Below are 13430 nucleotides of genomic sequence, written 5' to 3'. Positions count from 1 at the left end.
TCCACCCCGTCAGGCAAGACGGGTTTCCTCACTCATCAGGTTGGCCCGCTTCAAAAGCTGGGTATGCCGGTTGATGAACTCGCTGTTTTTGATGTCGGACAACGTCTGGCGGCATTGAGCGTAGACGTCGAAGGCCACCAACAAAACGCCGTCGACCCGCTCCTCAAAGGCCGCGAGCTGCTTTTCCAGGCCCTTGGACTGAATCTCCGAGCCAAGCTCGTCGCGGATGATTTTTTTGACGAAGAGCAAAAAGGCCAGGGAGTTGGAAGGAGCGAACCCCTGAACGGCCCGGATGCGGACCATGCTGTCCAACATTGGACGGATCTGTTGGACATCCAGTCCGGTCAGCATGGCGTCCAAAATCTCGGACAGCCCCTTGCTCATGGCGTGGCCCACGGGATTGAGAAACTGATCATTTTCCTTGGAATAGAAGCGGGCGCTTTCGGAAGGATAGGTATGCAGGGTCGCAGCCGTCCAACGCTCGACCAGCATGCTTCGATTTTCCTTGAGAAGTTCAATTATGTCGTTGGTCATGGATTCGGCCGGAGTGTCGGTATCAGGTTAATGAAAAAAAGCGCATGCTCACGCGAAAACTTCTTGATATTCGACCGAGGCGAGCTTTGTTCAAGGATTGAGAACGTTCTAAGACGCCCTGCCCGAAGTAAGCCCGCCCAGGCCATTGAAAAACCAAAAAGAACGGGAGACGATCCCCCGTGCCATGGTTGAGTAATACTTTTTTTGAACAAAAACGCTGTTGTCCGTGTATTCTCGATTCAGAAAGCGAGTATCTGATTGAGAAATTTGTGTCAAGGTGCCCTGCGTGACAATATCGTCTCACATGGAGCCCAAGCCGCCGACCTCAAAGGGAGTGGTGAAACGAATTCAAGTTGGTTTGCCATTCGAGGCGCTTTGCTTCATAGTGCGGCTCATTTCTTGCCATTACACCAATCTGTGTCCGGCGTGTTCGGCGAAAATCCTTTCCCCGAACACGTTGCGACTCCGGAGGACACCATGAGCGACACGCAAATAAGTATGCATATGGAAGACGATATTTCCACCGCCATTCCCAACCTGGGACCGGCCAAGGTCCGCTCCCGCATGGAGTGCGCCCTGTTCATCAATGAAGACCAGCGGGTTCAGCTTTTCGTAACCAACGAAGAGGGCGAGACCGGCACCAACGGCACGAAGACTTACGATTTCGAGCCCGCCGGCCCCCGGGGCAACCTCTACTTCGACCCCCCGAAGACCAAATGCGCCATCGTCACCTGCGGCGGCCTTTGCCCGGGCATCAACGACGTCATCCGCGCCCTGGTCATGACCGCCCACCACAGCTACGGCGTGGCCTCCACCCTGGGCATTCGCTACGGTTTGCAGGGCTTCATCCCGTCTTACGGCCACCAGTTGGTGGAACTCACTCCGGACAAGGTCGCCAGTATCCATGAGTTCGGGGGAACCATTCTTTCCTCCTCCCGCGGCCCCCAGTCGCCGGAGGAAATCGTCGACGCCCTGGAGCGGATGAACGTCAGCGTCCTTTTTCTGATCGGCGGCGACGGGACCATGCAGGCCACCCTGGTAATCCAGGAGGAAGTCGCCAAACGCGGGCTTAAGCTCTCCGTGATCGGCATTCCCAAGACAATAGACAACGACATCAACTTCGTCCCCCGTTCCTTCGGCTTCGACACCGCCGTGGAAAAGGCCACTGAATCCATTCGTTGCGCCCACACCGAGGCCCTGGGAGCTCCCAACGGCATCGGCATGGTCAAGCTGATGGGCCGGGAGTCCGGGTTCATCGCGGCCCAGGCCACGCTGGCCCTGAAAGACGTCAACTTCGTTCTGATCCCGGAGGACTCCTTCGAAATCCACGGCCCCAACGGCTTTTTACAGGCCCTGGACGACCGCATCCGTCGCCGCGGGCACGCCGTGGTGGTGGTTGCCGAAGGGGCGGGACAGGACCTCCTGGCCGCTTCCAGCCAGACCGACGCCTCGGGCAACCCTGTATTGCGGGACATCTGCGGTCTGTTACGACGAGAAATCGACTCCTACTTCAAATCCAAGGACATGGATTACACCCTGAAGTTCATCGATCCCAGCTACATCATCCGCTCGGTCCCGGCCAATGCCAACGACCGGGTTTATTGCGGATTCCTGGGCCAGAACGCCGTGCATGCGGCCATGGCCGGCAAAACCGGGATGGTGGTCAGCAAACTGCACGGCCATTACATCCATCTGCCGCTCAGCCTGGTGGCTGGAAAGCGCAAGAAGATCAACACGGTCAGCAACTACTGGCAGGCCGTGCTCCAATCCACCGGTCAACCTGTACACATGAAAACGCCCCCGACGGACTATCCTCAGGGCGCGACTTGCAAACTGGACTTCCAGTCATGAACCAGCCCACTTCACTCCCCAACGCATCGTCCGCGACCAGCCTGCTCCAAGACTGCGTCCAGGCCGTCACTCCCCTGGACCGCTCTGCGACATCCGCCATCCAGGCCCGGCTGGACGACCTGACCAAACCCCAGGGCAGTCTGGGTCGGTTGGAGGAATTGGCCTTGCACTTGGCCCTGATCAGCCGCGATGCCGGTCGCGGTCCGGCCCCCAAGGTCGACCCGTCCCGCATCTACACCTGCGCCGCGGATCACGGCGTCGCGGCCCAGGGCGTCAGCAAGTTCCCTTCGGAGGTCACGGCCCAGATGGTCCGCAACTTCCTTGGGGGCGGCGCGGCCGTGAACGTCCTGACCCGCGCCGCCGGAGTGGAACTACGAGTCGTGGACGTGGGCGTGGCCCACGACGACTTCACCGCCGATGTTCCGGACTCCGCCATGCTCCTGCGCCGCAAGATCAAACCCGGAACCGCGGATTTCAGCATGGGATCGGCCATGACCGAAGCGGAATGCGCCGAGGCAGTTGCCGCGGGCATCTCCTTGGCCGAGCAAGCCGCCGAAGAAGGGGTGCTCGCCGTGGGTACCGGCGAAATGGGCATCGCCAACACCACCGCGGCCACGGCCCTTTACTGCGCCTACCTGGGATGCGCGCCGGAACGAATCACCGGGCCGGGCACCGGTTTGTCGGCCCGCGAAGTCCGCTACAAGGCCGAAGTTATCGCCCGGGCACTGTCCGTCAACAGCAACGCCCTGCCCCCCGCGGCCCCCTTGCGCACCCTGGCGGCCCTGGGCGGTCTGGAAATCGCCTGTCTCACCGGATTGATCCTGGGTTGCGCCAAGCGCAAGCTGGCCGTGGTGGTGGACGGCTTCATCTCCACGGCGGCCTACGTCGCGGCCTGGAAGATCCAGCCTCATGTGGCGGACTACGCCTTTTTCGCCCACGGCTCGGCCGAACCCGGCCACCGCATCATCCTGGACCAACTCCAGGCCCGCCCGATCCTGGATTTGGGCATGCGCCTGGGCGAGGGCACAGGTGCCGCCCTGGCCATCCCCGTGCTCCGCGCCGCCGCGGCCATGCTCAACGAAATGGCCAGCTTCTCGGACGCCGGGGTCAGCTCGGCCTCGTAGCCGGATTTCCCGGACGATAAGGAAGACATGTGGGTAACTATTCAGCACAAAGTAATGCTGTTGTCGGGGTCGGAATCGGGATCGGGATCGAAAACAATGGGAAGCGTTCAATATTTTTCCTGTTTCGATACCGATACAGATACCGACCCCGACCCCGATTGCCGGAGCAAGGGCGGACACAAAGTGTGCTGAGTAGATACGACATGTGATGAAATGAGGAGCACCCGGAGGCCTGAGCATGCATCGGGATCCACCTCCTTCTCGGGACAAAACGGAGGCCAACGTATCGGAGATCACGCCTCCGGAGTTCCCGGCCCACCCTCTCTGGCCCGGCCTGCTTCCCTGGCAGCACCTGCTTTGCGCCTGGATTCTGGGCATGCTGGCCTGGGAATGGCCCGTGCCGGGGACCACGGCCCTGCTCCTCTACTTGACGGCGCTGCTCTGTTCATGGAGCCGTCCGCCTGGAACGACTCGACCACATCTCCCTCCGCCTGACCCATCCGCCTTTTCCCCGGGGCGACAACCACCCTGGTGGAAGAACATTCGCACTGCGGCTCCCCCGCTCCTGGCCTTTGCTCTCGGCGTGGCCACCGTCCACCTGCTCCACCCCGTTCCTCCGCCAGCCGATCTCCCTGAAATCAACCACCGGAAGCCGACCACCATCACGGCGCACGTGGACGAGGTTCGCCCCCGTCCAGGCGACCATTTCCAGATCATCCTGCGGGACGTGCGGATTCACCCCACGGAGAATTCCAGCGAAACAACCCCGCGTGCCCTGGGCGGCAAACTGCTCTGGAACTGGCAGAGTCCGCCGGATGTTCCCAGCCCCGGCCGGGAGGTCCGGGTGGCGCTGCGCATTCGCCCCATCCAGGGCATGGCCAATCCGGGGATGAACCGCAGCGAAGACTATTGGGCGCGCCAAGGCATCTTTCACCGTGCCTATTCCCGGGAGGCCAACACGGCCCCCGTCTATTCCGGCGCGGCCGGCCCGGCCTGGGAATACCGCCGTCAACTCAGGGAAAAGCTGATCTCCAGCACGCCTGCCGGTCAGGGCCAGGCCATGCTCCTGGCCCTGCTCATGGGCGACCGTTCCCTGCTCGCCCCCGAGACCATGGACCTGGTCCAACGGGCGTCCCTGGCCCACAGCCTGGCCTTGTCCGGAATGCACCTGGGGTTCGTGGTCGGGTTGGGATGGCTGGGGGCCACGGTACTGGGCTGGGTCCGGCCCCAAATCTATCTGCGCCTGCCCCGCCCCAAGCTGGCCGTGCTCCTGAGCGTACCCTTGGTCCTGGGATATCTCTGGCTGGGGCAGGCCGTACCCTCCCTGCTCCGGGCGGCCCTGATGTTCGGCTCCTGGGGTTTGCTGCTGCTTCTGAACCGCCAACGGGTGCTGCTGGACGGACTGTTCCTGGCCCTGTTGATCATCCTGGCCCTGTCCCCCCTGGCCGTTTTTGACCTGCGCCTGCAGCTCTCCGCCCTGGCCGTGGCCGGGTTGGCCCTGGTCTGGCCCCTGGGCCGGGAGGCCCTGCGGTTCACCCAGCGGCCCTGGTGGCAAAAGCCCCTGGCCGCGGGCCTGGGCATCCTGGCCGTGAGCACCGTGGCCACCCTGGCCCTGCTGCCCCTGCAAGCCTGGTACTTCGGTCGGATCAGTCCGCATCTGTATCTGAACATGCTTTGGCTGCCCCTGCTCGGCCTGGCGGTCTTTCCCCTGGGACTGACCGGCCTGCTGGCCCTGCTCACCCCATGGACCGCCCCCATGGCTCCGCCGCTGCTCAGCCTGGCCGGCGGCATCCTGGAAACGATGGTCGGCGGGTTGGCCGCCCTGGACCAGGCTGGCTGGCTGAAGGCGAGCATTGCGCTGCGGCCTCTCTGGCCCCAGATTCTGGGCTACTGGATGCTGCTCCTGGCCGTGGCCGCCTGGTGGCGCTCCCCGCAAAGCCTCAGGCCCGCGACCGTGTTCCTGGCCGTGGCCCTGCTCGTCCTGCCCGGACTGACCACCATCCTGTCCAACCAGCGCTCCCAGATCACCCTGCGCCTGCTGGACGTCAGCCAGGGGCAGGCCGTGCTCCTGGAACTGCCCGGCGGGTCGCGCTGGCTGGTGGACGGAGGAGGGTTCTGGTCCTGGGACTACGACCTGGGCCGCAACATCATCACCCCGACCCTGACCCACGGCCGCCCGCCCCGGCTGACCGGCATCGCCCTCAGCCACGCCCATTTCGATCACTACCGGGGCCTGTTCTATCCCCTGGATCACTTTCGGGTCCGGAAATTCGCCTCCCAGGGCCGCGGCCCCGAAGGCCGAGACGGAAGTATCCTGCATGAAACCCTGAACCGCCGCGCCATCCCGGAGACCGTCTGGAGCAAGGGCGACGTGATCGACCTGGGCAAAGGCGTCGTCCTGGAGGTCCTCCATCCAGACACCGACTGGCTGACCGCGGACAACCAGAACGATGCGTCGCTGGTCCTGCGCCTGGTCTGGCACGACCGCCCCCTGGCCCTGCTTCCCGGAGACATCGAACAGCCGTCCATCGCCGCTCTACTTCAATCTCTGACCGACGCGCCCGACGCCCTGCGCGCCGAAGCGCTGATCATCCCGCACCACGGTAGCCGCACCAGCCACTCCCCCCAACTCTACGCCCAGATCCGGCCGGACATCGCTGTGGTCAGCACCGGCTTCCTGAACCGCTTCAATCATCCCCACCCTGAAATCAATCAAACCCTGAAAGACATGAGCGTCCCACTCCTGAACACCGCGAAGCACGGAGCCGTCACCATCCGCTGGACAGGACCAAACGCTCCGCCCAGGGTAACATCGGAACGAGGAGGGCGGATCAATCTTGGAAAGGAGAAGAAGTAAAAAGAGTGACGAATACTGAAAGATCATCTCACACGTAATCGACGTCCCCTCACTTGGGAACCACGATCATCGGCCCGCCCAGCGAAGATTTTTTTCGGAATTCGAAGCCTTTCAGGGGTATAGGTACGTCGACTGTTCCCCGTCTTGGCGAACATCCTCACTGGAAACGTTCCTATGAACCGGGCAATCTTGCTTCGAAATCAATGAGTTTCGGCCTTCACCTCTTTACGTCGGGCGTGGAGGATCGGTTCCGTGTAGCCGCTCGGTTGTTCGCGGCCCAGGAGGATCAGGTCGCGGGCGGCCTGGAAGGCGATGCTTTGATCGTGATTCGGCCCCATGGGCTGGTACTGGGGATCGGTGGCGTTTTGACGGTCCACGACGTCGGCCATGCGGCGTAGTACGGCCAGGATCTGATCCCGGGTGCAGATGCCGTGGCGCAGCCAGTTGGCCATGTGCTGGCTGGAGATGCGCAGGGTGGCCCGGTCTTCCATCAGGCCTACGTCCGAGATGTCCGGCACCTTGGAGCAGCCCACGCCCTGGTTCACCCAGCGGACCACGTAGCCCAGGATGGATTGGGCGTTGTTGGCCAGTTCCTCCTCGATTTCCTCGGGGGTGGGACGTTTGTCGCCCAGCAGGGGCAGTCGGAGCAGGTCGTCCAGGGTGGCCCGCGGCTTGCCCATGAGTTCGCGCTGCTGGGCGAAGACGTCCACCTGGTGATAGTGCGAGGCGTGCAGGACGGCGGCGGTGGGGGAGGGGACCCAGGCGCAGTTGGCCCCGGACAGGGGGTGGCCGATCTTGGCCTCGACCATTTCCTTCATTTTGTCCGGCTTGGCCCACATGCCCTTGCCGATCTGGGCCTTGCCGCTCAGGCCCGCTGCCAGGCCCATGTCCACGTTCCAGTTCTCATAGGCGGTCATCCACGGCTCGGAGCGCATGTCGTTCTTGCGGACCATGGGCCCGGCCTCCATGCTGGTGTGGATTTCATCCCCGGTGCGGTCCAGGAATCCGGTGTTGATGAAGATGACCCGCTCCCGGGCGACCCGGATGCACTCCTTGAGGTTCAGGGTGGTCCGGCGTTCCTCGTCCATGATCCCGATCTTCAGGGCGTTGTGGGTCAGGTCCAGGGTGCCCTCGATGGCGGCGAACAGATCCCGGGTGAATTGGACTTCCTCTGGGCCGTGCTGTTTGGGTTTGACGATGTACACGCTTCCGTGGCGGCTGTTTCGCCATGGATTGTCGGCGGAAGCCCGGAGATCGTGCAGGGAGATCAGGGCCGTGGTCAGGCCGTCCAGGATGCCTTCGAATATTTCCCGGCCCTGGTCGTCCAGGACGATGTCCGTGGTCATCAGCAGGCCCACGTTGCGGACCAGCATCAGGCTGCGTCCGGGCAGGCGGAGTTCGGTTCCGTCGGGGGCCGTGAAGCTCCGGTCTTCATGCATCCGGCGTTCCACGAAACGGCCGCCCTTGGAAAATTTGGCGGTCAGGTCGCCCTTGAGCAGGCCCAGCAGGTTGCGAAAGGCTCCGGTTTTGTCCTCGGCGTCCACCACGGCCACGGAGTCCTCGAAGTCCAGAATGGTGGTCAGGGCCGCTTCCAGAACCACGTCGCAGACCCCGGCCTTGTTTTCCCGTCCGATGTGGTGGGTGCGGTCGATGCGCAGTTCCAGATGCAGACCGTGGTTGCGCAGGATGACGGATTTTGGTTCGTCGTCCTGGTTCAGGGGGCCGAAAAAGCCGACGAACTGTTCCGGGCGGATTAGCCCCTGCCTGGAGCCGTCCTCCAGAAGGGCGACCAGGGTCCGCCCCTCCGGCGTGGATGGGCTTGGGGCGACCATGTAGCGGACCACGTCGGCGTGGCGGCCGGCGGCCAATGGGACGGCCCGGTCCAGAAACGCGGCGGCCCCGGCCATGACCCTGGCCCCGCGTACCGGATTATAGGCCTCCCCTTTTTCCGCGCCCTGATCCTCGTCGACAACGTCAGTGCCATACAGGGCGTCGTACAGGCTGCCCCAGCGGGCGTTGACCGCGTTGACCGCGTACCGGGCGTTGGTCACCGGAACCACGAGCTGCGGCCCGGCAATAGCGGCGATTTCCGGGTCCACGTTTTCGGTGGTGATCTGGAAATCCGGGCCATCAGATTCACTCTCGGGCAAGAGATAGCCGATATTCAGAAGAAACTGCTTGTAGGCCGCGGCGTCGTGGGGTTGTCCGGGCCGGTCGCGGTGCCATTGGTCGATGGCCGCCTGCAGGGTGTCGCGTTTTCGCAGCAGCGCGGCGTTGCGCGGTCCGAACTCCCGGACGATTCGCTCCAGGGCGCTCCAGAAGTGCTTCGGCTCCACCCCGGTCCCAGGCGCGGCCTCCTGAACGATGAAGTCGTAAAACGGCTTGGCAATTTGCAATGTTCCAGCCTGAACATAATCCATGATCGTCCTCCCTTGAGTTGTATCTCGTTCTTTTTCGCGGACTCCACGTCGTCTTTCCTTGGTCCGTGCAACGAACGCGGTCAATAATCCCGCTTCCAAAACAATCCCAGCCCGCCTCCCTTGGGGCCGAGGGTGCTTTCCAGGTTGATCCGGGGGGTGAGTTCCACGTCCACGGATGCTGTTTCCTCGCCGGTTTTCAGGTCGCTGTCCAGGCGCAGGTAGACGCGGTTGTGGATGTATTTTCCGGCGCGCAGGGTCATGTCTTCGGCTTGTCCGGAGATCAGGTCCAGGTCGTCGAGCTGGAGCAGATCGCGGGCCGTGCCCATCAGGTTTAGTCCGGAACCGTGACCGGCCAGTTCCCGGGCCGCCAGGGCCAGCTGGGCGGCCTGGGTGGCGGAGATGCGGGACAGGGACCGGCCGAAGAGCATCTGGGACAGGATTTCATCCTGGGGCAGAGGCGGGTCGGAGGTCAATGTCGGGGGCGGAATGTCCGGAGGGACGCCGCTGATGTGCACGGTGAAGGTTTTCTCTCCGTCCGGGTCTCGCCGGGTTTGATAGGCCGTCAGGTTGACGAAGGGCAGGGGAGGCTGTCCGCCGGTGAATTGGATCACGCTCTCCGGGGCCACGGTGAACCGTTTGCCCAGCAGATCCAGGCGGCCGCGTTGGGGCCTGATCTCTCCGCGAATGACCGGTTGGGCGGCGGTGCCGGTGATCCGCAGGTTGCCGCCCCATTCCGAATCCAGGCCTCGGCCGCGGACGAAGACCCGGGCCGGGAACCGGACTTCCAGGTCCAGGACGAGGGGCGGGGCGGGGGTGGGCGGAGTTACGGGTTCCGCTGAAGCGGCATGGTGTTTGTTGGTCTCCACCACCGGCAGATCCACCACCTGGGGGCCGCCCAGATCCTTGAGGAAAATTTCCACACGGTCCAGGACCACTTCGCCCTTGACCTCCTGGGTCGCGGTGGAGCCGGAGACGGCCAGGTCGACATTGGCCAGCCTGGCTTGGACCATGGGGCTGTCCAGGATGTTCATGCTGGTCATTTGGACTGAAAACAGAAAGGGAAAGCTTTGCCCTGGGTCGAGATCGACCCCTCCCGTGACATGCAGGCGACCTTGGCCGCCGTCCGTGGCGGAGAGGGAGGTCAGTTCGAACCGTTTGTCCGTGACCTGGGCGTCGGCCTCTATGTCCTGGAGCAGAACGCCCTGGAGGAGATGCTGGTAGCTCCCTTGGCGGATCAGGATGCTTCCCGCGGGTTGCGGGGCGTCCAGGGTGCCGCTGAGCTGGAAATCCAACTTGAGCGTCCCAGCCAGGAGCTGGCTGTCCGTGAGGAAGATTTTCCCCAGCCAGCCCAGGTCCAAATCGCCTTGGATAGTGGCTCTCATTGGAGCATCGGAGGGCAGGTCCAGGCCTGCGGGGGTGAGACCGAGGGTTAGGGGCACATGCCCCTGGGCCTGGAGCAAGGGGGTGGTCGTGTCATTTTCGCGAAGCACGGCCGTCAGAGTGATGGCTGTTCCGTCCAGGGCTGCGTCGGCCTGGATAGCCAGGGACGGAACGTTCTCCAGATTGGTGCCCGTTGGTTGGAGGCTCTCGCCCAGCACTGTCAGGTCGCCGCGCAAGGCCGAGGTGGGACCCTGGAGCACCGCCCCGGCGGTGACCGTGCCCAGAATATCCGGAGTGAAGAGCGACAGAGGCAGGCTTTCGATTCCCAGGCGCAGGTCTGCGTCTTCCGGTCCGATCCGGGCATCGCCGCGGACGATGGCCGGCCCGAACTCCAGGTGCAATGGGGAGACGGTCTGCTCCTGCTCTCCCAGGGTGATGTGGACGGGAGCGGTGAGCAGCAGGGGCTGTTCGGCCCAGTCACCGGTGAGATCGCGCAGTTCCACGGAATGGCTTCCATCCCGGTCGGCGTAGGCGGCTTCGAGTCGGAGGGTGAAGGGGTGCAGGGCGTGGCCCCGGGTCGTGGCGTTCAGGACCAGGTCCGCGAGTGATCCGGTGATGGTCGCGTCCAGGGAATTGACGCTGGTTTCTCCGGCTTGAAAATCTTTGACTGCCACGTCCAGGTGCAGCTTCGGTCCGTCCTGGGCGCTCAAGGCGTCCTGGATCCGGCCATTCAGGTTCAGTTCGGCCAGAGTGCCGAAGTCCGCCTGGAAATTGATCAGGCCTGCGCTCAAGCGGACGTTCTGGGTGCCCGGGGCTGGGCCGTTTGGCTGTTCATCCGATTGGTCGTCCGATTGGTCGTCCGATTGATTATCGGGCGTGACGTCCGGCTGGAGTTCCACGTCCAGGTCCAGAGCGCCGTGCAGGGACTGGCCGGCCAGGGCGCTCAGGGGCGCGATGTCCCGGATGCGGCCCTGGAGGCGGGCCGTGACCAACTGACTGTCCAGGTCCACGACGCCTTGGCCGTGCAGCGCGCCCTCGGGAACGATCAATTCCAGCTCCGAGAGGCGGAGAAGGGAGTCGTCCAGGGCAAAGGCCGTTTCCAGGAGCAGGGGGGCTTGCAGGGGCGAGGCGGACAGAGTCAGCTCGCCGCGGGGAGCCGCGGGCAGGGAGTGGATGGTTGCGAGCAGTTGGAGCGGAAAGGCTTCCAGGTCGGCAATGCGCAGGTCGTCGCTGTGCAGATCGAGATGCAGGACCAAATTCTGGCTGACGTCGCCCTGGGCCTGGATGTTCAGCACGGCCGCTCCGGCCAGGCCCAGACCTGGGTCCGGGTCCGGGTTCGGCGAGGCCAGGCTCAGGTCCGGAAGGGTCAGGGCGGCCTGGGCGGACAGCTCGCCGGTGGCCGGGGTGAAGTCGGCCTCCGCGCTCAGGCCCAGGCCGGGGGCTTGCAGGCGCACGTCCCGGGCCTGAATGATCCCCGGCCCCTGACCTGTCGCGGAATCGTCCTTGGGCGGTACAAGCCGGACCTGACCGCGCAGCCGGGGAGCCGCGCCCAGGAGCTGAGGCAGCGGGTCGGGCAGGCCCGCGAGGTGGGTCAGTCCCGCGTCCAGATCAACATCCAGGCGCAAAGGCTGGACCGTGCCCTGGGCCGTGGCCCGCAGGTCGGCTTCGCCAGCGACGTCTTCTAGTCCGTACGGGGCCAGCCAGGGCTGAATCGGGCTGGGCCGCAGCTCCAGATGGGCGTCCAGTCGGTTAGTGTCCAGGCCGTATCCCCCGGCGACGTGGATGTCCACGCCCTGGCCGAGCAGGTTCAGGGACGTTACGTCCAGGAAATTGTCCGCCAGGCGATAGGCCGCGTCGAAGTTCGCGGTCAGGTCCGGGGGCAGGGCCGTGTCCGGAACGTACAGCCCCTGGGTTGTCATGGTGCCCGCGACGGAGATGACCCGGGCGTCCGGCGTCTCGCCGGGGTCGCTGAACCGGATCGCGGCGTCCAGGTCCAGCCCGCCGACTCGGACCGGGTCGGCGAAGATATCGGCCAGGTGCAGGGCAAGCTGGATGTCCGGGCTGGTCAAGGGGCCGGAAACGTCGCCCCGCAGACCGATGCGCGGCCCCAATTCCACTCCGGCCAGCTCGGCCAGGGGGGCCGTATCCAGCACGTCCAGGCGCAGCCCCCCGCGCAGGGTGGAGTGGTCCAGATTCACCTCCGCATCCACATGCAGGTCCAACAGGGCGTTGCGCAACGTGAATCCGGCCAGGTGAACCGAATCCGGCCTGGGCATGGACGCCTGGACCTGGAACGTCGTGGGAGGCAGCAAGGCCTGGGCGGGGTCGGGAAGCAGGGAGGGGGCGAGAGTGAATTCCCCGTGCCAGGTCAGGCTGGGATGATCCGGCCAGGCCAAGCCCAGGTTGCTTTGCAGGGAAAACAGCTCTCCGGCCTGGACCGAAAATACGCCGTCCCAGGCCAGGGGCGGCCCGTCGCCCTCCAGGGTCACTTCCAGAGGCGTGGCCGGGGGCAGGCCGAGCAGAGGGACCAGGGAGCCGCCCGGATCGGTGAAGGCCAGCCGCAGATCCAGGAGGTCGGTCTCCGGGACAAACCCGGCCCGCAGGCTGAGCAGGCCGGCCTCGTCGGCTGGTCCGGCCAGGGAGTCCACGCTGAGGTTCATCCGGGCACCGTGCTCCCCGGCATCCAGGTCGCCGTGAAGGCGAAGGACGATCCGGTCCCCGGCCACGGCTTGGGCCAGGATGATCCGCCGGATGTCCAGATTGTCCAGGGCCATCCTTGGAAAGGCCGTAGGCGGTTCAAAATCCAGGAGCGCCTCCCAGGATTCCGGTTTGACCGGCTCTGAGGTCGGCTTGGGCTCGTCCGAAGCGGGTATGCGGAACAGCTCCGCCCGGTCCACGCTGAGTTCATGAATCCGCACCCGGGCCGCAAGCAGATCCCGTCCTGACCAGCGCAGAACGACCTCATCGATCTCCAGCCACGCCCCCTCGGCATCGGCTAAACGCAATTCACGAAGCCGAAGGTCGAAGGGAAACCGGCCATGCAGCCCGGATAGCGCGACCTGCTGGCCGCCCACGTCGGCCAAGGTGTTGTTGAGGAGGGTTTCCAGGCGGTTGAGGCCGTAGTCGGTGCGGAGCAGGATGATGATGATCAGAACAAACGTGATCAACAGTCCCACCGGGGCGAGGAGCAGATAGGGCCACCATCGACGTGGATTCTTTATCCCGGGATGCCGCGCTGAAGATGCATTCGATTCGGTCATGCGT

6 protein-coding genes are annotated in these 13430 nt (G+C 64.3%); 3 read left to right on the top strand and 3 right to left on the bottom strand.

Annotated elements, in window-relative coordinates; all coding sequences use genetic code 11:
• Nucleotides 1–9 precede the first annotated feature (9 nt).
• A complete protein-coding gene (locus DESLA_RS0108375; RefSeq protein WP_084031972.1) occupies nt 10–534 on the bottom strand; it encodes an RsbRD N-terminal domain-containing protein in 525 nt (174 codons plus the stop codon).
• A gap of 477 nt (nt 535–1011) precedes the next feature.
• Here DESLA_RS0108375 and DESLA_RS19525 point away from each other — a divergent pair, with 477 nt between their 5' ends.
• The 3 genes from DESLA_RS19525 to DESLA_RS19520 all read left to right on the top strand — a co-directional run bounded on the left by DESLA_RS19525 (nt 1012) and on the right by DESLA_RS19520 (nt 6366).
• Nucleotides 1012–2385, top strand: a complete 1374-nt coding sequence (locus DESLA_RS19525; protein ID WP_051434515.1) for an ATP-dependent 6-phosphofructokinase — start codon at nt 1012–1014, stop codon at nt 2383–2385.
• Nucleotides 2382–3509 (top strand): nicotinate-nucleotide--dimethylbenzimidazole phosphoribosyltransferase, encoded by a 1128-nt coding sequence (gene cobT, locus DESLA_RS0108365; RefSeq protein WP_051434514.1) that lies wholly within the window; start codon nt 2382–2384, stop codon nt 3507–3509. Before DESLA_RS19525 ends, cobT begins: the two co-directional genes overlap by 4 nt.
• 238 nt (nt 3510–3747) lie before the next feature.
• A complete protein-coding gene (locus DESLA_RS19520) occupies nt 3748–6366 on the top strand; it encodes a DNA internalization-related competence protein ComEC/Rec2 (RefSeq protein WP_051434513.1) in 2619 nt (872 codons plus the stop codon).
• A 200-nt stretch (nt 6367–6566) separates the two neighbouring features.
• Here DESLA_RS19520 and DESLA_RS0108355 read toward each other — a convergent pair whose 3' ends face one another.
• Together DESLA_RS0108355 and DESLA_RS0108350 are read right to left on the bottom strand one after the other, a co-directional pair.
• On the bottom strand, nt 6567–8786 hold the full coding sequence (locus DESLA_RS0108355) for a malate synthase G (RefSeq protein ID WP_035261578.1): 2220 nt from the start codon (nt 8784–8786) through the stop codon (nt 6567–6569).
• A gap of 80 nt (nt 8787–8866) precedes the next feature.
• Nucleotides 8867–13426, bottom strand: coding sequence for a translocation/assembly module TamB domain-containing protein (locus tag DESLA_RS0108350; protein WP_035261575.1), 4560 nt, complete (start codon nt 13424–13426; stop codon nt 8867–8869).
• Nucleotides 13427–13430: the final 4 nt, after the last annotated feature.

The organism is Desulfonatronum lacustre DSM 10312, assembly GCF_000519265.1.
GTDB lineage: Bacteria > Desulfobacterota > Desulfovibrionia > Desulfovibrionales > Desulfonatronaceae > Desulfonatronum > Desulfonatronum lacustre.
The sequence above is the reverse complement of the archived record's forward strand: the minus strand, read 5'-3'. Positions and strand labels throughout refer to the sequence as shown.